Origin of the sequence: Kitasatospora sp. NPDC098652, assembly GCF_044760155.1 — a bacterium.
Taxonomy (GTDB): Bacteria; Actinomycetota; Actinomycetes; order Streptomycetales; family Streptomycetaceae; genus Kitasatospora.
This window is the reverse complement of record NZ_JBIWAQ010000003.1, coordinates 221,291-240,194: the sequence shown is the minus strand read 5'-3', so window position 1 is coordinate 240,194 and position 18,904 is coordinate 221,291. Positions and strand designations below refer to the sequence as shown.

Below are 18,904 nucleotides of genomic sequence, written 5' to 3'. Positions count from 1 at the left end.
CATGCACCCTTGACCCACCCGCGGTGCGGGCTCCTGATTTAGCGACGTGTGAGGGGATTCGGCCTGATTGATCCGATGCCCGCACTCTGGCATAGATTTGCAGAGTACCGCAAGAGCATACGGACGCGTCGACCGGGGCGGCAGCTCCGGAGGGCGACTCCCGGCGGTCGGGGCCGACCTCAACTCCCTTGGGCGAACCGGTGTTTGGCGGGTGCGGCGGGAGGCGCGGCCTCGGGGTGCGGAGGGGAGGACGACGGGACGGCGCAGGGCCGGACTCCCGGGGGAGTCCGGCCCTGCGGTGGTCCGGGGGAGGCGGGGGTCAGGCCTTGCGGCCCACGCCCGCGTACATCCAGCGGGTCGAGTCCGCGGTCGGCCCGTCCGGGCGCCAGAGCGGGACGAAGTCCACGCCCGGTTCCAGCGGCTCCCAGCCGGTGAGGAAGGCCTCCACCTCGGCCCGGCCCCGGAGCCGGATCCGCGAATCGGTGTCGTCCCAGGTCTTCACGACCTCGGCGGCCCGCTGCGGATTGCCCTCGGCAGTGCTGTGCGAGAGCAGTAGGAAGCTCCCCGGGGCGACGCGATCGTGGACGGCCTTGACCGCCGCGGCGGCCTGGTCGTCGTCGACGAAGTGCAGGACGGCCATCAGCAGGACGGCGACCGGCTGGGAGAGGTCGATCAGCTCGCGCAGCGCGGGCCGGTCGAGCAGCTCGTCGAGGTCGCGCAGATCGCCGGTGAGCACGGTGGTGGAGTGGTTGCTGGCGAGCAGCGCCCGGCCGTGGGCGAGCACGATCGGGTCGTTGTCGATGTAGACCACCCGGGACTCCGGGGCCAGCTCCTGCGCGACCTCGTGCACATTGCCCTGGGCGGGCAGGCCGGAGCCGATGTCGATGAACTGGCGGACACCGGCCTCGACGCAGAGCCGGACGGCGCGACGCAGGAAGGCACGGTTCTCCCGGGCGGCCTGCGGGACGTCGGGCGCGGCGGCTATCGCGTGCTCGGCGGCGGCCCGGTCGGGCGGGAAGTTGTCCTTGCCGCCCAGCCAGTAGTCGTAGATCCGGGCCGGGTGGGGCCGGTGGGTCTGGAGCATCACCGGGTCGACGAAGCCCGCCGGATCGGTCACGTCCGCAGGGCTCGTGGCGTTGTCGAACTCGGGCATCGGGTCCCCTCCGTTTGGCCTGATCAACGGTCACCAGAAGCTGGCAGCCAGCCGGTTGATCGGTTCTGCATCGTACCCGGCCCACTGGGAAGGACGATCAGGGGCCCTGGTCCGGTTCACCGGGAGACCAGGCGGAGCTGCGGGCACGGGCGGTGGGGCGGTTGCCCGCCCGGGCGCGGACGCGGGTGCGGAGCCAGGGGGTGCGGGCGGCGAGGACGCCGAGGGCCAGGGCCACCAGGTGGCCCGCGTCGGCCAGCTGCTGGTCCGCCGCCCAGGCGACGGCCAGTACCAGGGCGAGGAGCGGCAGGCCGTACCGGCGCAGCGCGCGCGGGCCCAGGGCGAGCAGGCAGCCGATGGTGGCGACCAGCCCGTAGCTGATCCCGACGTCCCGCGCGCGGGAGAGCGCCCCCGGGATCCGGGCGGTCAGCATCACCCACATGGCGCCCTCGGTGAGTAGGGTGGCGCCCAGGTGCCCGAAGACGAACACCGCGCCCGCGCGGGCCGGGCCCCAGCGCCACTCGGCCAGGCCCAGGGCGATCGCGACGGCGGCGATGCCGGCCCAGGCCGGGACCCCGTCGACCACCAGGCCGCTGGTGAACATCGTCCACCACTTGCCCACCTCCATGTGGTGGACGTTGCTGCTGTTGTGCCGGATGAACCGGGCCCGCTCGGCGTGGCCCTGGGTGGCGAGCCAGGCGGCGGTGACGGTCAGCAGGACGACGTAGACGGAGGTGAGGCGCAGCCGGAGGGCGGCGGTGCGGGCGGTCGCCGCGAGTGCGGCCCGGCCGCCGGTGGCCGTTCTGTCGGTGGCCGTCCCGACGGTGGGTGCTCTGTCGGTGGGTGTTCTGTCGGTGGGTGTTCTGGGGGCAGACGTCCGGGAGGTGGCGGTGTCGGTCGGCTTCGTCGTTCCGAGGCGGTCCCTCATCGTGCCTGGCGCCCTTTGCGTGCGGTGTCCGGTGTCCGGTGCCCGGCGGCCCCGTGGGCGGCCGGAGAGCCAGCCTACGGCAGTCGGGCGGGGCCGCCCCGGCGACGGTTTCCCGGGCGGCGGCCGGGCGCGGACGGTGTCGGGCCGGTCACCCGAACGGGCCGTCGCGGCGGCGGGCGGCGGCCGGGGCGGGCCAGGGTGAGGAGGGGGCCGTCGAGGAGGAGGGGGCCGTCGAGGAGGCGCCGATGACCGGCAGCACCGCCGGCGTGCCGCAGGTGCACCGGGGGCCCTGGTGGGCGCGCGCGGCCCGGGCGGCGTGGCGCTACGTCCGGCGCGCCCCCGGCACCTACATCTGGCTGGCGATCCTGCTGGTCACCACCGAGGTGATCCGGCACGTCGACCCGGTGACCGCCGACCGGATCCTGCAGCGGCGTTCGACCAATCTGCACCACCTCCAGGTCTCACCCGGTCGGGTGCTGCTGACCAGCGCGATGTGGATCGCGGGCGGCGGCTGGCTGAGCTACTTCGCGCTGTACAACCTCTTCCACGTGCCCGCCGAGCGCTGGCTGGGCACGCTGCGCTGGCTGTCGGTGGCGGTGCTGGCGCACGTCGGGGCGACCTACCTCAGCGAGGGGGTGCTCGGCTGGGCGATCCACCGCGGCCTGGCGGCGCCGAAGGCCGTCTACACGCTCGACTACGGCGTGAGCTACGCGCTGGCAGGGGTGGTCGGGGTGCTCAGCTACCTGATCGTGCGGCCCTGGCGGTACCTCTACGTGGTGGGCGTGCTCGCCGTGTACGTCTACGGCGTCCACCAGAGCCGGGACTACACCAGCATCGGCCACCTCAGCGCGGCGCTGATCGGACTCGCCTGCTATCCGATCACCCGGGACCGGCCCGGGTCCTTCGATCCGGCCGCCGTGGTGCGGGAGTCGTGGCGGCGGGCGCAGGGGTGGGCGCGGGGGTGGCGGCTGCGCGGGTGGCGGGTGCGCGGGTGGCGGGTGCGCGGGCGGTGAGCGAGGCCGCCGGACCCGAGGCGCTCGGGCATCGGGGCATCCCGGCAGTCGGGCATCCCGGCATTCGGTGAATGCCAACTGTTCGAAACGGTAAGGGTCTTAACCATCTCTTACCGTTCGGGCCTTCCCCCGGGCGGGTGCACCGGACAGGCTTACCCCCTGTTCAGCCGGGGTCGCGCGACCGCGCGGCCGGCCACAGGGGAGGACCGCAATCGTGCCCATCAGGCAACGCCGTCGGCTGCTGCTCAGCGCCGTCACGCTCACCGCTCTCGGACTGACCACCAGTCAGGCGCTCGCCGCGCCGTCGCCGTCCGCATCGCAGCCCTGGCAGGTGCGCCACCAGGCGGACATCGGGAAGCAGCACGCGAAGAAGGTCCGGGGCGCCACCACCACCTCGACCGCCCCCCGCTCGACCGCCGCCCCCGAGGCCGACTCGCCCGGGGACGGCGGAGACGAGGCGGAGAACTCCGCCGAGGGCGTCGCCCAGTACACCGAGGCGCGCACCGCGCCGGGTGTCGTGGCGCCGGGCGCCTACGGCGCGGCCTGGGCGCAGTTGAAGTCGATGCCGCACACCGGCGGCACCTGGGACCACGTCACCGACAAGCCGTACAACTCCGACGACCCGCGCTACCGGGACGTCAACTCCAACTCCAGCGGCGGCGCCGGACTGGTGACCGGCCGGATCACCGGCATCGCGGCCGACAGCGAAGGCTACGTGTACGCGGGCGGTGCCAACGGCGGGGTGTTCCGCTCCCGTACCGGCGGCGGCCGGTGGGAGCCGATCGCCGACAAGCTGCCCACGCTCTCCACCGGCACCCTGAACCTCGACGGCGGCGGCCGGCTCTGGTACGCCACCGGCGAGTCCAACACCGGGGCCACCTCGTACGTCGGCACCGGTGTGTACGTGCTGTCCGACCCGCAGCACGGCACGTTCCAGCCCCGCAACCGGGTGGGCGGGCCGGAGCTGGAGTCGACCATCATCCACGCGCTGCGCTTCGGCGGCGGCAAGGTGTGGGCGGCGACCAGCCGCGGTGTGTGGAGCCACTCGACCTCCGACCTGTCGGGGCCGTGGACGCTGGAGTTCGCGCCCAACCCGGACTACCTGCCGGGCGGTTCGCTGGCCAAGGACCCGAGCGCGCCGTACAAGAACATCGCCAACGACATCGCGATCGACCCCAAGGACCCGTCCAAGGTGGTCCTGGCGGTCGGCTGGCGCGGCGGCGACACCTACAACGGCTTCTACAGCAAGGCGGCGGACGGGAGTTGGCAGCGCGTCGGCGCGCTGGGTGACCTGCCGTCGGACGCCGCGAACGTCGGCAACGTGACCTTCGCGCGGTCGGCGGACGGCTCGCGCTACTACGCGATCGACCAGTCGCCCGATGTCGCCGCGCACAACCCGGACACCGGGCTCAAGGGCATCTACGTCTCCAAGTCCGGTTCGCCGTACGGTCCGTGGACGTTGGTCGCGGACAAGGACAAGCTCAAGGCGTCCGGCTCCGCGCTCCAGGATCCGGGCTACCAGCCCGGCATCCAGGCCTGGTACAACCAGTCGCTCCAGGTCGACCCGGCCAACCCGGACCACGTCTACGCAGGCCTGGAGGAGGTCTTCGAGACCACCGACGGCGGCAACGCGTGGGCGACGGTCGGGCCGTACTGGAACAACGGCTTCCCGTGCTGGAGCATCGACCCGAGCAAGCAGACCGGCGACTGCTCGCCGACCACCCACTCCGACCAGCACGCCGTCGCCTTCGGCAGCTACCAGGGCAAGGTGAACGTCTACGTCGGCAACGACGGCGGCATCTACCGGCGCCCGGGCAAGGGGCAGTTGGACGCCTGGGGCCACGGCAAGGACTGGACGCCGCTCAACGACGGCACCATGGACACCCTCCAGTACTACTCGGTCGGCGTCGGCAAGGACCCGGCGGACAGGTCCGGCAAGGGCGTCATCGTCAGCGGCGGGCTCCAGGACAACGGCGAGTCCGTCCTGCGGGCGCACGACAAGGTGATGGGCTCCAACTTCGGCGGGGACGGCGGCGACACCCTGGTCGACCCGGCCAACGGCTGCAACATCGCCGAGGAGTACGTCTACCTGGACATGTGGGTCACCCAGAACTGCGCGGTCAACGACGGCAGTTGGACGAAGGACCCGAGCAAGGCCACCTCCTACGAGGTCGCCCCGCCGGACAAGGACACCAACGCCGCCCGGTTCATCGCGCCGATGACCGCCGACCCGAGGGACGCCAACACCTGGATCGCCGGCGGCCGGCACGTCTGGGTGCAGCACAAGGGCTACGCGATCCGCAGCGGCAGCGAGTGGACCTCCGCCTACGACCTGGGCGCCGGCCATGTGGCCACCGCCGTCGCCACCGTCAACGGCACGGTGTACGCGGGTTGGTGTGGCCCGTGCAACAACCAGGGGTTCAGCCGCGGCATCGCGGTCGGCAACATCGACGGCACTGGCTGGCACCAGCTGAACCTGCCCGTCGACGGGACCGTCCCGAACCGGTACATCTCCTCCTTCGCGGTGGACGAGAAGGACGCCCGGCACGTGCTGGTGGCCGTCAACGGCTTCTCGCGCACCTGGACGGAGGGCCCCGGCGCGGGCACCGGCCACCTCTTCGAGACCCGTGACGGCGGCGCCACCTGGACCGACGTCTCGGCCAACCTGCCCGACGTCCCGGCGACTTCGGTGAAGCTCCTGCCCGACGGCGGCCTCGCCCTCGGCAGCGACCTCGCCGCGTTCTACCGGGCCCCGGGCGAGAGCCGGTTCTCGGTGCTCGGCCGCAACCTGCCGACCACGGCGGTGCAGCAGCTCAAGCCGGGCCCCGACGGCCGGCTCTACGCGGCGACCTTCGGGCGCGGCATCTGGTCGATCGACCCGCGCGAGCTCGGCCGGGACGGAGACGACCAGGGCGGCAACAGCCAGGGTGAGAACGGCCAGGGAGGCAACAGCCAGGGCTGACCGTCCCCAGGGCTGACCGTCCGTTCATGCGCCGGTGCCCGGCCCGCTCTCGAGGAGCGGGCCGGGCACCGGCGTCCCGGGTGCGGTTGGGTGGCGGGGTGCGGTTGGGGCTGAGTCAGCTGCCGACGCGCTGGGACACGCAGAGGATGTTGCCCTCGCTGTCCTTGAACCAGGCGGCGCGCATGCCGTCGCCCTCGGCGACGCCGTTGACCGTCTTGAGGCCGGGGAAGTCGTACTCCTCGAAGGTGATGCCGTGCTCACGCAGGGCGGTCATCTCGCCGTCGAGGTCGGCGACCTTGAAACTGGCGAGGGTGTGGGCGGCCTGGCCGCCGCTGGGGGTGTGGTAGATGGTGAACTGCGTCGCGCCGCATTCGCCGGTCAGCTCCTCCTCGTGCTCCTCGACGACCTTGAGGCCGAGGGTGTCGGTGTAGAAGGCCTTGGCGCGGGCGAGATCGGTGGCGGGGATGACTGCTTGCAGCGGTCCGTCTCCAAGCATGGTGGTTCGCCTCCTCTCGGTTACCAGGCTAGGGAGGTACGCGGCCGGGCGCTCGGTGGGCCGGGGAGCGCTGCGGGCCGTGCGCGTTCGGTCACGCGGGGGCGCGGACGATCAGCTGCCCCGAGCCCATTCCTGCGGCACCCGTTCCAGCACGCCCGCGCCGAACAGCTCGTACAGCGGCAGCGTCTCCAGGTGGACGTAACCGATGTGGCAGTCGCAGACCGGCAGCGGGCAGGGGCGCGGACGTAGCCGGGCGCGGTAGCTGCCGTCGTAGAGGTTGCCGAGGACGTCCCGGACGAAGTGGCAGCGGCGCACCGTGCCGTCGCCGTCCACGGAGAGTACCGACTCGCCGGTGCGGCAGGGCAGCCCGGCGCTCGGGTGGGCGTGCCGGCTGTAGCCGAAGTGCGGGTCGAGGGCCGTCCACTGCGCGGCCTCGGCATCGGTGTAGCTGCGGCCCTCGGCCGCGTTGATCCACAGGTACACCTCGGGGGCGAGCGCCGCGCGCAGCCTCCGGGCCTCGGGGAGGTGGTCCGGCTGCCCGACCACGCCCACGCTGTAGCGCACGCCCAGCGCGTCCAGCTCGCGGCACTTGGCGAGGAAGCGGTCGAAGGGCACCTGGCCGGGGTGGTAGGTGACCCACAGGGCGAGGGTGGCGGGGTCGGCCTCGGCCAGCCACCCGGTGCGGCAGCTCAGGTTGGTCTGGATCGCGACCCGGCGCACGTGCGGGAGCCGGCTCAGCTCGACCAGCGCGCGGCGGTACCAGGAGCGGACCAGGCCCTCGCCCCAGGGGGTGAACAGCAGCGACAGGGTGTCACCGGTGCCCGCGCGGGTGGCGGCCCAGGCGGTGAGGCGTTCCAGCGCGGCCCGGTCGGCGCGCAGCTGCTCGGGGGAGTCGCGGCGCTTGGCGAACGGGCAGTAGGGGCAGTCGTAGTCGCAGGAGGCGAGCGGGCCGCGGTAGAGCAGGGTGAGGTCGCGGGCCTGCGCCGCGTCGGCGTCGACGGTTACGGCGGTGTCGACGTCCGCGGGGACGGGGGCGCTGGAGGGCATGCCGAGGAAGGTCATTTCGCCTCGTAGCCCGCCATCAGGGCCCGGACCTCGGGCGAGAACAGCAGCGGCCCGACCGCGTCCGAGTGGGCCAGGCCCTCCGGGGTGAGCCGCAGCCGCTCCGGGCCTGCGGCCAGCCAGCCCCGCTCGGCGAAGTCGGCCAGCTCCGCGGCGAAGTCCTCGGCCGGTGAACTGCCGAAGCGCGCACGGTAGTCGGCCAGCGGCATGCCCTCGGCCTGGAGCAGGGACTGGACCAGGTGGCGGCGGCGCGGCTCCCCGCCGGCCATCCAGTGGCCGACCTCGGCGTGGTGGAAGTCCGCGGTGGAGACGTAGTCGTCGATGATGCCGCGCACCTCGGTGGCGTTCACCGCGTAGTCGAAGGAGTAGTGCAGCCGCGAGGCGCGCGTGAAGCCCGGGAAATGGCTGGTCAGCGCCATGATCACGCTTCTGTCGGGCGAGCAACGACCTGACGTCCGTCACGCCCTGCGGCGCGCGTCCTCCAGGCGTGCTGAGTAGAAGGCTTGGTCGCGCGGGTAGCCGTCCAGCTCGGGCAGTGCCTGTTGGAGGATGTCGACGGCGGTGGTCCAGTCCCGGGCGGTGTATGCCGCGTCCCCCAGGTTCAGCTTCGCCCGGACGGGGTCAAGCCAGTAGAGCCAACCGGGCCGCTCCTCCTCGTTCGGCACGCGAAGTGCCAACTCATAGGAACTCTCGGCAAGTTGACGTGACCGGTCCCGCTCTCCGACTGCGGCGGCTGCCATCGCTGCGGCGTGTGCTGCGATCGAGGCGGCAGCGGGCGAGAGGTCCCCCGGTGCCCGCTGGGCCGCCTCGGCGGTCCTCAGAGCTCGGACGGGATCGCCGTTGTTCAGGGTGTAGTAGGACCGGACCCGAGTGAGCCAGGACACCATGTCCACGGAGCCGGCATCCATCGCCCACCCGTGCGCCACGTCCAGCCAGGCCCGTGCGGGACCGCGCTTGCCCTCTTCGGCAGCCACCCAGGAAAGCCAGTGGCCGTGTTCAGCGGCCAGGATCAGCAGGCGGTCAGCCACAGCCCCCGAGGATCCGGGCAATAGTCGTGTGACTGCGTCGAGTTGGGACCGGACGACGGGCCAGAGGTCTCGACCTCCGATGGCGTCCTCGGCCCTGCGGTGCTCGGCGAGAACTCGGGAGATCCAGTCAGCCGAACGGACGTCAATTCGGCCCTTGGTGTGGGCATGTGCGATGCGGTCCGAGAGCTCCGGATCCGGGCTCCAGGACTTCGGTGCGTGGGGCTCAGGTAACCCTGTCAGCTCGTTCGGCACTTCCAACCCCTCGGTGATCCGCGCGATGAGATCGGCGCTGGTGACCTTCCGCTTTCCGCTCTCAATCAGAGACACGTGGGACTGCGGCATCCCGATGAGAGAGCCGAACTCGAGCTGCGACATACGCGCAGCTCGCCGGTACTCGCGAAAGATGGCTGCCCAGTCGCGAGATGCCCATGCGGCTCGCAAGCGAACGTCAGTCCATGATCCCGCGTCGGCCATGCGAAAGACGATACTGCGCGCACATACGCCCTGCGTATCGCTTCCACTCGATCGTGGCCCAATGCTGACTCTCAGCCGCAGATGAGGTCGGCGGCCGGCGCGCATCCGTCCGGTCGTCTCGGGAACACGCCACGAACTCGGGCGTCATGGATGGAGGATCGCCGTGCCTGACGCACTTGCCACACCGCTCGCACTGGCGGGCGACGCATTCTTCTGGCTCCCTCGCCATCGATCGTCGGTGCCCTTGGCCCGATCGCTGCTACGGAGCTTCCTCGGGAGTATTCCGGGCGGGGGTGCGCTCGCCAGCAGCGGTGAGCTGGTGCTCTCAGAGCTGGTGACCAACGCCGTGGTGCACGCCCGGGTGCCTCCGGGGCGGCGCATCGCGATCCGATTCGAAGCGGTCTGCGACCACCTTCGGGTGGAGGTGCACGACGCGAGCAGCGAGAAGCCGGTTGTCCGTCGATCCACGGGGGCGGACGGCTGCTCGGGGCGTGGGTTGCTCCTGGTGGAGACCTTGTCCGTGGAGTGGGGCTGTGTGCCCCGACCGGAAGGTATCGGGAAGATCATTTGGGCGCTGGTGGGCCCGGAAGGTGGTGCGCGATGAGGTTCGGGAGGCCGTCCGGGGTGGCGGGGACGCGGTGCTTCTACTGCGGTGCGGGGCTGCGGAAGGCGTTGGCCCGGTACATCGTCGTGAACGGTCAGGCGACGGGTGTGCACAGGTGGCACCCGCGTCGCGCGGGGGAGGTGTCGGCGTGACGGCTCTTCCAGTGGTGCCTGGTGCGGGCGCTTGGTCGCGGCCGGCTGACCGCTTTCCGCACCTGGCGTTCAGCCTGGGGCAGTGGCGGGTGGATGAGGCGTACTGGGCCATGGAGGAGATCCAGGGCGGTGTGCCGCTGGCGGAGATGGGTCACGCGGAGCTGCTGTCCGCAGCAGAGTGCGCGGTGTCGCACGTGAGGTCTTTGGTGAAGCTGCTGGAGGCGGTGGAGTGCGCGATTCCCATCGACCGGCCGGCGACGCTCGATGGGGTGGTCCAGCCGATCCGCGACTACCTGAGGTGGGCGCTGGACACGGACGTGCCGTTCAGGGGCGATGCGGCGGCGTTCCTCGGCGAGGTGCGGAGGGTGCGCCTGCCCGCGGTGCGGGTGCGGGTGGAACTGGACGTGGTGGAGCGACGGCTGAACGGCCTGGCGATCAGGCGCCGTGCGCGGAGGAAGGGAAAGTCATGACCGGAACCGAGCGCACTGCCCAGTCGCCTGCGCCGTACCTGTTCCCGGTGGCGGTGGAGGTCCGGGGCGTTATGGAGGAGGCGCGGTTCTCGCGATTGTCGGACGCGCTGACGGCGCTGCTCGGCTCGCTGCGGGCGCTGCCACTGGACGCGGAGCAGTGGAAGTATTTCGACGACCTGTTCGGGCCGGGAGAGGCGCCGTCGATCGGACACCGGCTCGCGATGTACGGCCAGGTACGGGCGCTCGCGTTCGTCGGGATCACTCCCTACGTGATCAAGCTGTACCCGGCTGATCCTGAGGTGGGCCCGTGATCCGGCACGACCCTCGGAGTGGTCCGTCAACGCGAGTACGTGCCGGGTGCGGTGCGGGTGGTCGCGGACTGACCTGTGGGAGCGGGTGCGGGAGCGAGTGTCGGTGCGGGTGCGGCACCGGGGATGCGAACGGGAACGGACGGCCGGGTGGGGAGCCCGGCCGGGGAACGGAGCGGACGATGACGACGGAGACGGTGATCCGGGCCAACCCGGCGGATCCGGGCGCGGACACGGGGGCGGGCGCGGGCGAGGTCGGCGGGGCGGCCGGCGCCGCCGGGGCCACGGCGCGCTGGCGGGCCGCTTCGGCCGCCACCGGGCCGGCCGACCGGGCGGCGGTCGAACGCGCGGTGCGGGCCGCCTACCGGGCGGCCGGGCTGCCCGAACCCGTGGCCGTGCGCTGGTTCGGCTCGCCGCTCGCGGCCGCCGAGGCCGCGCTGGAGCTGCGGGCCGCCAGGGCGGTGAGCGTGCGCGAGGAGGTCCGCACCCGGCCCTGGGAGGAGGCCCGGCGGCGGGCCGTCGAGCGGGTCGGCCCGGCCGGCTGGGCGGCGCACTGGGCGCTCACCGGCGGTGAACTCGGCCCGATCAGCACGCCGTTGGCCGAGCGGGTGCGCAACGCCGTGCTCGACCGGCTCGCGCCCGAGGCCGACCGCGACCGGGCCTCCGGCCGTGACCTGGCCTCCGGCAGCGACCGGACCACCGACGACGACCGGACCACCGACGGCGAGGCCGCCGCGGCCCGGAACCGTCGCACCGCCGTCCGCCTCGCCCTGCTGGACGCGGTGCGCGGCCAGCACGACGCACCCTGGTTCGCCGCCCTGGAGGCCGCCGGTGCGGGCGTCGAGGCCGTGGCACCGCTCGCCGAGGTGGGGCGGGGAGCCGGCTGGTGGTGGCCCTACCAGGAGGTGGCGCTGGTCTCCGAGCGGCCCGTCGCCCTGCACCGCGACGAGGCCGGCCGACTCGACCGGGCGGACGGCCCCGCGCTGGAGTACCCGGACGGCTTCGCGCTGCACGCCTGGCGCGGGATGCCCGTCCCCGCCGAGTTCCTGGCGGGCCTCGCCGAGGTGACGGCCGAGCGGATCCGCACCGAGGAGAACGCCGAGCTGCGCCGCGTCCTGCTGGAGCACTACGGCTACGAGCGGTACCTCGCCGACTCGGGCGCGGAGCCCGTCCACCGTGACGAGACGGGCGTGCTGTGGCGGATCGTCCTGCCGGACGACGAACCGGTGGTGATGGTCGAGGTGGTCAATTCCACGCCCGAGCCCGACGGCACCTCCCGCACCTACTGGCTGCGCGTCCCGCCGAGCACCCGGACGGCCCGGGCCGGGGTCGCCTGGACGTTCGGCATACCGGAGACGGCCTACCACCCGCAGCGCGAGACCTGACGCTCCCGCCCGCGCCCGTCAGGCCCACGGGGCCTTGCGCCCGCAGGTCACCGGCCACTCGGCGGCGGGGACGCCGGCGCACCACAGCCCGGGGTCGTCGGAGGACTCCTTCCGCGCGGTCAGGCCACGGTTGACGTCGGCGCAGGTCGCGACGGGGGAGTACCGCGGGCAGCGGCCGTCGGCGTCCTTGATCGCGTGTGCGCGCCAGGCGTCCAGACCCATGTCCTGGACCCCCGGGGCGGTGGTCGGTATGTACCGGTTGGCCGACCAGGAGCCGGCCATCGCGGTGAACAGCGCGATCGCGCAGACTCCGGCCGCGGTGATCCGGCGGACCGTCAGGAGGCTCCGGCCGGTGGCCGGGCCGCCGCCGGGCCGGGACAGCGTGCGGCTCCAGGCCGCCGTGTGCCGGACGGCCAGCATCAGTCCGAGCACCGCCAGGACGATCAGGCAGTACATGATGATCCACGTCGTCCGCGGGTAGAGCTGCACGGCCTGGGTGCGCTCCATCTGCGCGGCGAACCAGAACCGGAGCAGCCAGGAGCTGACCAGGACGGTGGCGACGGTCCGCACCAGGACGCCTCCCGAACCGAGGCCGATCGCGAGTGCCGCCGCCGCGAGCAGCAGCAGGGTGAACGCGCTCTGCCCGGCCAGCTCGCCGCTGACCGGCCAGTTGTGGTAGGTCTGCGTGCCGGCCCGGTCGGACGCCCATCCCATCACGTAGGCGGGGTCGGCGTAGACCGTGATCATCGCGTAGCGGTCCTTGGTCGTCGCACCGAACCGGACCATCTGGTAGAGCAGCGGCGCGCCGACCAGCGCGGCGCTCACCACCGTGACCCCCAGGAAGAGCAGCGTCCGCCGCAGGCGCGCCGCCCCCGCCCGCCAGGGGATCGAGAACCCGACCAGGACGAGCACACCGGGAGCGGCCCAGACGAACCAGCCGGAGTACCAGAGGAACACCACGCCCATCACGGAGCCGTACGCGACCGCCCGCCGGACGGCGCTGCGGGTCGGCAGCCGGTGAGCCCGGCGCAGGTCGCGCAGGCAGGCGGCCAGCAGCGGCACCATGACCAGCATGGCGCTGTGGCTGTAGGGGCGGATGGGGTCGATGAAGAGCACCGCGGCGGGCACCGCGACGAGCAGGGCCCAGAAGGGCCGGAGCAGCAGCCGCCAGACCAGATAGGCGATCGGGCCGGCGACGGCGGTGCAGAGCAGTTGCAGGTCCTGCATGGCGAACCCGACGCCCGCGACACCACCGTGGAACAGCTTGCCCCACCCGGCCAACAGCGCCGGGAAGAGCGGCGGGTAGACCCCGGGCAGGCCCTTGCCGCGGATCATGTCGTCGGCCATGCCCATCACGTTGCCCGGGTCGCCCTCCTGCCCCCCGAGCCCCCACGGGGTTCCGTGCAGCGCCACCGCGATGCCGCCGGCGACCAGGCCGGTGCTCAGCCCCGCGATCACCGCGCACCCGAGGCGGAGCGCCGGACGGTAGCGGTCGGGGCCGGCGCGGTGGGCGACGTACAGCAGCGCCGCGAGAACGGGCACGGCGACCACCGCGGCATGCACTTGGAGACCGGCGAGGCCGCTCACCTGGCCGATGCGGACGAGCGGGTTCACGTCGATGCTGCGGGCCCAGAGCATGAAGCCGACGCCGGTGACCAGGCTGACGACGGCCTCGGCGACCGCCGTCGCGTGCCGCAGGGGTCGACGCGCGCCCGCTGTGCCGGTGGACGTGACGGCGCCGGGTTCGGGGTCCGCCCCGGTGATCCCGGGGGCCGGTGGTGCAGCGGTCGGACGAGTGGTCGCATCAGTCATGCAGTTGTGCTTTCTCACTGTGCATCCGCCGCACCCGAATGGGCTCGCCGGACCCGGAGTCCCCCGCTTGACGGTCGCCCTGGGGAACGACCGGCACCCACCCCGGTCACGTGGCATGACCTGGACGGAGCAACGTCCACCAACGCCCGGACCGCGACGGGGTGTTCGGTGAGGAAGTCGAGGTTCGCCTCGATGTAGGCGGCCGGTTCGTGCTGGGCGCGGATCTGCGGCTGCATGGCGGCTCGGGCCTGTTCCTGGACAGTGTCGACCAGGGTCCGGAGGAGGTCCTCCCTGTCGTCGAAGTGGTACGAGATCAGCCCGCCGCCTCCGGTGGGGGAGGCGGCGGGGTGGTGTGGCGGAGGAAACCGGGAGGTCAGGGTGCCCGGGCGAGCAGGACGGGCTGGAAGAAGCCGGAGTCGGCGGGGTGGCGCCAGTCGGTGGCGGTGAGGCCCGCCTCGGTGGCGAAGGTGCTCAACTGGGCCTGGGTGAGGGCCCAGTAGCTGGACCGGCGGACCGTGGTGCGCCACTGTCCGGTGTCGTCCGGTAGGAGTCGGAAGAGCTCCAGGTCGTAGCGTTCGCCGTCCTCGTGCCAGTGCCAGAGCTGGAAGAGCACCGAGCGCCGGCCGTCCGGTTCGGCGGTCTGCGGCAGGGTGGCGGCGGGACGGTCCCGGCGCAGCTCGTCGTACGGGCGGGTGGAGAGCAGGAGCAGCCCGCCCGGGCGCAGCACCCGGCGCAACTCGGCCAGCGCGGCGCGGACGTCCTCGGCCGCGAGCAGGTGGGGGAGCGCGTTGTCGGCGCACACCACGACGTCGAACCGGCCGTCGGGGAAGGGGAGTTCGCGCATGTCAGCGGCCGCTGTGGGCAGTCGGAGCCCGCGTGCGGCCGCCTCCGCGGTGGCCCGGGCGGCGGCGACCGGGCTGAGGTCGGTACCGGTCACCCGGTGGCCCAGCGCGGCCAGTCCGATCGCCTGGGTGCCGATGCCGCAGGCGCAGTCGAGCACCTCGGCCGGGCCCTCGCCCAGGTGCTCCCGGACCAGGGCGTCCAGGGCCGCGCCCTGGCGGGCGAGCGCGGCGTTCCAGTCGGCGTAGAGCAGGTGGTAGTCCTCGGCGAAGTCGTCGTAGAAGCGGCCGAGTTCGGACTGCGGTGTGCTGGTCATGGCGTCGAGGTCTCCCCGCGTGGTGGTCGGCAGGACCAGCGGGCGGCCTGCCGTCCTGGCCGTCCGTCCTGGCCGTCCGTCCTGACCGTCCTGACCGTCCTGGCCGTCCGTCATGGCCCGCTATCCTCGCGCAGACGTATCGACCGGGGGTAGCGGTTTTCGAGGCCGCGGTTCCGGAACCGGAGGAAGGGGCGGACCGTGGAACGGATACCGGACGAGGACCCGCTGGACGGGATCCGTCCGCTGCTGGAGGCGGGGGAGGCGGTCCTCGGCTACGAGCCGGACGGGAGTTGGCCCGGCCCTGGACCGACGCCCGGGTTCGCCGACCGCTGCTGGGTGCTGCACACCTTGCGGGTGGACGGGCGGCCGGTGCGCTGGGCCGAGGCGCTGGCGGGCGCCGGGCGGCGCCTCGCCGACTGGCCCTTCACCCTGTCGCACCTGGTGTTCGACCGGCGCGTCGTGCTCCCGGGCGAGGTCGACCACCCGCTGATCGGGGTGCCGGACCGCGACTGCCTCGCGCGGCTGGTGGAGGTGCTGGCCCGGCACAGCGCCGACGGGCCGGCGACCGACTGCCGCTTCGCCTCGGCCGCGATCGAGGACCTGCCTCGACCGGTGACGGCCCACCGAGGCCGGCTGGACGAGGTGCTCGCCCACTACGACGCCCGGCCGGAGTACGCCCAGTTCCCCGCGCACTGGTGGCCTGCGGACCGCTCCTGGTTCGTCCTCACCAACTGGGACCTCAGCGCCACCGAGGTCTTCGGCCCGCCCGCCCTGATCGCCGACCTGCTCGCCGACACCGGGCTGGAGGCCGTCCGCCACCCGAGCATCGCGGCGATTCCGGACGGCCCGGTCCGGTGGCCGGAGTGATCGAGCTGCCGGCAGGGTCCTGGTGGGACTGGGACGTGTACTCCTGGCGCCCGGGGGAACTGCGTCTGGCCGCCGGGCACGACCTCGGCTACCACCACGGCCTGGAGCTGGTCCTCACCGACCCGCTGTACGTCCGCTGCCCGCAGGCCTTCCAGGATCCGGTGTTCCGCGAGCCGAGCGCCGAGGAGCGACGGCTGGTCGAGCGGCAGTGCGGGGAGCAGCCGGACGTGCTGCTCGCCTTCGAGGCGGACGGCGGCGGGGCGGAGCCGGTGTCCGGGCTGATCGCCGCCGGAGGCCTGGAGGTGCGGGTGGGGTGGGTGCTCCGGTACCCGGCCGGTTCCGAATCCACTGGCAGCGTGGCGCCGGCGCCGCGATGATGCCACGCATGCGCACCTTCGAAGAGCTGATCGCCGAGGCCGGGTCCGTCCCCGTGGACGGCTGGGACTTCTCCTGGCTGGACGGCCGGGCGACCGAAGAGCGCCCCTCCTGGGGCTACCAGCGGCTGCTGGCCGGGCGGCTGGCGTCGGCGTCGGCGGCCCTGGACATCCAGACCGGCGGCGGGGAGGTACTGGCCGGCGCCCTGCGTCAGGGCGGCCGCCCACCCGTCCTGGCGGCCACCGAGTCCTGGCCGCCCAACCTGGCCAAGGCGACCCGGCTGCTGCACCCGCTGGGCGCGGTGGTGGTCGCCGACCCGGACGAGCCGCCGCTGCCGTTCGCGGACGAGGCCTTCGACCTGGTCAGCAGCCGGCACCCGGTGAAGGCCTGGTGGTCGGAGATCGCCCGGGTGCTGCGGCCCGGCGGCGCGTACTTCGCCCAGCACGTCGGCCCGGCCTCGGTCTTCGAGCTGGTCGAGTACTTCCTCGGGCCGCAGCCCGAGGCGCGCGAGGGCCGCCGCCCCGAGGCGGAGGGCGCCGAGGCCCGGGCGGCCGGGCTGGAGGTGGTGGACCTGCGTTCGGAGCGGCTGCGGATGGAGTTCCGCGACATCGGCGCGGTGGTCTACTTCCTGCGGAAGGTGATCTGGATGGTTCCGGGCTTCACCGTGGAGGGCCACCTCGACCGGCTGCGCGAGCTGGACGCCCGGATCCGGGCCGAGGGGCCGTTCGTCGCCCATTCGGCGCGCTTCCTGATCGAGGCGCGCAAGCCGTAGCGGCCCACCGGGGGGACGGCGGACCGCTACGGGCGAGAGCGGTGGCGGTGGCAGTGGCTCACTCCAGGCCGGTGGCTCAGGCCTGGGTGACCAGGTCCAGGTACTCGTCGTGCCACAGGTCCTCGTCGCCGTCCGGCAGCAGCAGCACCCGGTCCGGCCGGAGCGCCTCGATGGCACCGGGGTCGTGGGTGACCATCACGATCGCACCCGGGTAGGTGCCGACCGCGGCCAGCACCTCGGCCCGGGAGGCCGGATCGAGGTTGTTGGTCGGCTCGTCCAGCAGCAGCACGTTGGCGCCGGAGTGGACCAGGGCGGCCAGCGCCAGCCTGGTCTTCTCGCCGCCGGAGAGCACGCCGGCCGGCTTGTCGGCGTCGTCCCCGCGGAACAGGAACGCGCCGAGGACGGTCCGCAGTTCGCCGTCGGTCAGGTCGGGCGCGGCGGCGGCCAGGTTGTCGCGCACGCTGAGCGCCGGGTCCAGGGTGTCGTGCTCCTGGGCGAAGTAGCCGAGCCGCAGGCCGGTGCCGGCCACGACCCGGCCGGAGTCCGGGCGTTCCTGCCCGGCCAGGACGCGCAGCAGGGTGGTCTTGCCGGCGCCGTTGAGGCCGAGCACGACCATCCGGCTGCCGCGGTCCACGGCGAGGTCCAGGCCGCTCAGCACCGTCCGGCCGCCGTAGGCCTTGGCGAGGCTGACCGCGCCGAGCGGGGTCCGGCCGCAGGGCGCGGGCTCGGGCAGCCGGATGCGCGCGGTGCGCTCGGCCTGCCGTACGGGTTCCAGCTCGGCGAGCATCCGGTCGGCGCGCCGGGCCATGCTGCGGGCGCTGGTCGCGGTGGCGACGTTGGAGCGCATCCGGTCGGCCTGGGCGTGCAGGGCGGCGGCCTTGCGCTCGGCGTTGGCCCGCTCCCGGGTGCGGCGGCGCTCGTCGGCCGCGCGCTGGGCCAGGTAGGCCCGCCAGCCGGTGTTGTGGACGTCGAGCGCGGCGCGCTGCGGGTCCAGGTGGAAGACCCGGTTGACGGTCTCCGCCAGCAGGTCGAGGTCGTGGCTGATCAGCACCAGCCCGCCCCGGTGGGCGGCGAGGAAGCCGCGCAGCCAGCCGACCGAGTCGGCGTCCAGGTGGTTGGTGGGCTCGTCCAGCAGCAGGGTGCCGTGGTCGGCGAACAGGATGCGGGCCAGCTCGACCCGGCGGCGCTGGCCGCCGGAGAGGGTGCCGACGGGGGAGTCCAGCACCCCGGCGGGCAGCCCGAGCCCGGCCGCGACCCGGGCGGCCTCGGCCTCGGCCGGGTAGCCGCCGCGGGCCTGGAACGCGGCGTCGGCGCGCGCGTAGGCGTCCATCGCCCGGCGTTCCTCGGCGGCGGAGCCGGCCCGGGCCATGGCCCGCTCGGCGTCGCGCAGCGCGCGGACGGCGGTGTCCAGGCCGCGGGCGGACAGGATGCGGTCGGTGACGGTGACGGCCGGGTCGGCGGCGCGGGAGTCCTGCGCGAGGTAGCCGACCGGTCCGGTGCGGGTGACCGTACCGGCGGCGGGGGGCAGTTGGCCGGCGAGGGTGGAGAGCAGGGTGGTCTTGCCGGCGCCGTTGCGGCCGACCAGGCCGATCCGGTCGCCGGGGGCGATGTGCAGGGTGACGTCGGACAGCAGCAGACGGGCGCCGACGCGCACGTCGACACCACGGGTGGTGATCATGGGATAACGCTCCGAAACAGCTGACGGGCACACGGGTGGCGTGGAGGCGGGTCCGTCAGCTAGGAGGTTCGGGGCGTAGACATGTCGGCCAGGCTAGCGGGCGGCCGGAACGGACGCACCCGAATTAACGGGCGCATCCGGACCGGGCCGGACCGGACCGTTCGGTGAGGACGGCCGGACCGGACCGGACCGCTCGGCGAGGCGGGCCGGGG

At 73.4% G+C, this 18,904-nt stretch carries 17 protein-coding genes and 1 pseudogene; 9 read left to right on the top strand and 9 right to left on the bottom strand.

Annotated features, from left to right (window positions below):
• Positions 1–319 precede the first annotated feature (319 nt).
• Positions 320–1,153, bottom strand: a complete 834-nt coding sequence (locus ACIQWA_RS09020; protein ID WP_402480122.1) for an SAM-dependent methyltransferase — start codon at positions 1,151–1,153, stop codon at positions 320–322.
• Positions 1,154–1,250: 97 nt separating this feature from the next.
• Positions 1,251–2,078 (bottom strand): rhomboid-like protein, encoded by an 828-nt coding sequence (locus ACIQWA_RS09015; protein WP_402480121.1) that lies wholly within the window; start codon positions 2,076–2,078, stop codon positions 1,251–1,253.
• Between the two features lie 245 nt (positions 2,079–2,323).
• Here ACIQWA_RS09015 and ACIQWA_RS09010 point away from each other — a divergent pair, with 245 nt between their 5' ends.
• Entirely contained in the window at positions 2,324–3,091 is a 768-nt protein-coding gene (locus ACIQWA_RS09010) for a rhomboid-like protein (protein WP_402480118.1), read from the top strand.
• Between the two features lie 211 nt (positions 3,092–3,302).
• Positions 3,303–6,053 carry a glycosyl hydrolase gene (locus tag ACIQWA_RS09005; RefSeq protein WP_402480871.1) on the top strand — a complete coding sequence of 917 codons (2,751 nt, stop codon included), beginning with the start codon at positions 3,303–3,305 and terminating at the stop codon, positions 6,051–6,053.
• A gap of 115 nt (positions 6,054–6,168) precedes the next feature.
• On the opposite strand, the gene ACIQWA_RS09000 is transcribed toward ACIQWA_RS09005, so the two are convergent.
• From ACIQWA_RS09000 to ACIQWA_RS08985, 4 genes and pseudogenes are all read right to left on the bottom strand, one after another.
• Entirely contained in the window at positions 6,169–6,549 is a 381-nt protein-coding gene (locus tag ACIQWA_RS09000) for a VOC family protein (protein ID WP_402480115.1), read from the bottom strand.
• A gap of 111 nt (positions 6,550–6,660) precedes the next feature.
• The gene (locus ACIQWA_RS08995; RefSeq protein WP_402480114.1) at positions 6,661–7,596 is read right to left on the bottom strand and encodes an STM4011 family radical SAM protein; all 936 of its coding nucleotides are present in this window, start codon (positions 7,594–7,596) and stop codon (positions 6,661–6,663) included.
• Between the two features lie 11 nt (positions 7,597–7,607).
• Positions 7,608–7,991 (bottom strand): annotated as a pseudogene (locus ACIQWA_RS08990) (coproporphyrinogen III oxidase family protein); the annotation flags it as partial.
• Positions 7,992–8,069: 78 nt separating this feature from the next.
• Positions 8,070–9,113 carry a helix-turn-helix domain-containing protein gene (locus tag ACIQWA_RS08985; RefSeq protein ID WP_402480112.1) on the bottom strand — a complete coding sequence of 348 codons (1,044 nt, stop codon included), beginning with the start codon at positions 9,111–9,113 and terminating at the stop codon, positions 8,070–8,072.
• A gap of 163 nt (positions 9,114–9,276) precedes the next feature.
• Between ACIQWA_RS08985 and ACIQWA_RS08980 the strand changes: the two genes are divergently transcribed.
• The 4 genes from ACIQWA_RS08980 to ACIQWA_RS08965 all read left to right on the top strand — a co-directional run bounded on the left by ACIQWA_RS08980 (position 9,277) and on the right by ACIQWA_RS08965 (position 12,032).
• Positions 9,277–9,717 carry an ATP-binding protein gene (locus tag ACIQWA_RS08980; RefSeq protein WP_402480109.1) on the top strand — a complete coding sequence of 147 codons (441 nt, stop codon included), beginning with the start codon at positions 9,277–9,279 and terminating at the stop codon, positions 9,715–9,717.
• A 262-nt stretch (positions 9,718–9,979) separates the two neighbouring features.
• Positions 9,980–10,339, top strand: a complete 360-nt coding sequence (locus ACIQWA_RS08975; RefSeq protein ID WP_402480106.1) for a hypothetical protein — start codon at positions 9,980–9,982, stop codon at positions 10,337–10,339.
• The gene (locus ACIQWA_RS08970) at positions 10,336–10,650 is read left to right on the top strand and encodes a hypothetical protein (protein WP_402480104.1); all 315 of its coding nucleotides are present in this window, start codon (positions 10,336–10,338) and stop codon (positions 10,648–10,650) included. The genes ACIQWA_RS08975 and ACIQWA_RS08970 overlap by 4 nt, the downstream gene beginning before the upstream one ends.
• A 179-nt stretch (positions 10,651–10,829) precedes the next feature.
• Positions 10,830–12,032 (top strand): DUF6745 domain-containing protein, encoded by a 1,203-nt coding sequence (locus ACIQWA_RS08965; protein WP_402480101.1) that lies wholly within the window; start codon positions 10,830–10,832, stop codon positions 12,030–12,032.
• 18 nt (positions 12,033–12,050) lie between these two features.
• On the opposite strand, the gene ACIQWA_RS08960 is transcribed toward ACIQWA_RS08965, so the two are convergent.
• Both ACIQWA_RS08960 and ACIQWA_RS08955 read right to left on the bottom strand, forming a co-directional pair.
• On the bottom strand, positions 12,051–13,844 hold the full coding sequence (locus tag ACIQWA_RS08960; protein WP_402480099.1) for a hypothetical protein: 1,794 nt from the start codon (positions 13,842–13,844) through the stop codon (positions 12,051–12,053).
• A 373-nt stretch (positions 13,845–14,217) separates the two neighbouring features.
• Positions 14,218–15,000: a class I SAM-dependent methyltransferase gene (locus ACIQWA_RS08955; protein ID WP_402480869.1), complete on the bottom strand. Its 783-nt coding sequence runs from the start codon at positions 14,998–15,000 to the stop codon at positions 14,218–14,220.
• Positions 15,001–15,198: 198 nt separating this feature from the next.
• On the opposite strand from ACIQWA_RS08955, the gene ACIQWA_RS08950 reads away from it, so the two are divergent.
• Genes ACIQWA_RS08950 through ACIQWA_RS08940 form a run of 3 tightly spaced genes read left to right on the top strand, consistent with a single transcriptional unit; the run spans position 15,199 to position 17,014 of the window.
• Positions 15,199–15,867, top strand: a complete 669-nt coding sequence (locus ACIQWA_RS08950) for a hypothetical protein (protein ID WP_402480096.1) — start codon at positions 15,199–15,201, stop codon at positions 15,865–15,867.
• Entirely contained in the window at positions 15,864–16,244 is a 381-nt protein-coding gene (locus ACIQWA_RS08945) for a hypothetical protein (protein WP_402480094.1), read from the top strand. Before ACIQWA_RS08950 ends, ACIQWA_RS08945 begins: the two co-directional genes overlap by 4 nt.
• 8 nt (positions 16,245–16,252) lie before the next feature.
• On the top strand, positions 16,253–17,014 hold the full coding sequence (locus ACIQWA_RS08940) for a class I SAM-dependent methyltransferase (protein ID WP_402480092.1): 762 nt from the start codon (positions 16,253–16,255) through the stop codon (positions 17,012–17,014).
• 76 nt (positions 17,015–17,090) lie between these two features.
• Here the strand turns inward: ACIQWA_RS08940 and ACIQWA_RS08935 are convergent, their stop codons facing one another.
• The gene (locus ACIQWA_RS08935) at positions 17,091–18,692 is read right to left on the bottom strand and encodes an ABC-F family ATP-binding cassette domain-containing protein (RefSeq protein WP_402480089.1); all 1,602 of its coding nucleotides are present in this window, start codon (positions 18,690–18,692) and stop codon (positions 17,091–17,093) included.
• Between the last annotated feature and the right edge of the window lie 212 nt (positions 18,693–18,904).

Bases quoted from the DNA above. Each gene is read 5' to 3' on its own strand.
- ACIQWA_RS09020 (WP_402480122.1), bottom strand. From the start codon at position 1,153: ATGCCCGAGTTCGACAACGCCACGAGCCCTGCGGACGTGACCGATCCG.
- ACIQWA_RS09015 (WP_402480121.1), bottom strand. From the start codon at position 2,078: ATGAGGGACCGCCTCGGAACGACGAAGCCGACCGACACCGCCACCTCC.
- ACIQWA_RS09010 (WP_402480118.1), top strand. From the start codon at position 2,324: ATGACCGGCAGCACCGCCGGCGTGCCGCAGGTGCACCGGGGGCCCTGG.
- ACIQWA_RS09000 (WP_402480115.1), bottom strand. From the start codon at position 6,549: ATGCTTGGAGACGGACCGCTGCAAGCAGTCATCCCCGCCACCGATCTC.
- ACIQWA_RS08995 (WP_402480114.1), bottom strand. From the start codon at position 7,596: ATGCCCTCCAGCGCCCCCGTCCCCGCGGACGTCGACACCGCCGTAACC.
- ACIQWA_RS08985 (WP_402480112.1), bottom strand. From the start codon at position 9,113: ATGGCCGACGCGGGATCATGGACTGACGTTCGCTTGCGAGCCGCATGG.
- ACIQWA_RS08975 (WP_402480106.1), top strand. From the start codon at position 9,980: ATGGAGGAGATCCAGGGCGGTGTGCCGCTGGCGGAGATGGGTCACGCG.
- ACIQWA_RS08970 (WP_402480104.1), top strand. From the start codon at position 10,336: ATGACCGGAACCGAGCGCACTGCCCAGTCGCCTGCGCCGTACCTGTTC.
- ACIQWA_RS08965 (WP_402480101.1), top strand. From the start codon at position 10,830: ATGACGACGGAGACGGTGATCCGGGCCAACCCGGCGGATCCGGGCGCG.
- ACIQWA_RS08960 (WP_402480099.1), bottom strand. From the start codon at position 13,844: ATGACTGATGCGACCACTCGTCCGACCGCTGCACCACCGGCCCCCGGG.
- ACIQWA_RS08955 (WP_402480869.1), bottom strand. From the start codon at position 15,000: ATGACCAGCACACCGCAGTCCGAACTCGGCCGCTTCTACGACGACTTC.
- ACIQWA_RS08940 (WP_402480092.1), top strand. From the start codon at position 16,253: ATGCGCACCTTCGAAGAGCTGATCGCCGAGGCCGGGTCCGTCCCCGTG.
- ACIQWA_RS08935 (WP_402480089.1), bottom strand. From the start codon at position 18,692: ATGATCACCACCCGTGGTGTCGACGTGCGCGTCGGCGCCCGTCTGCTG.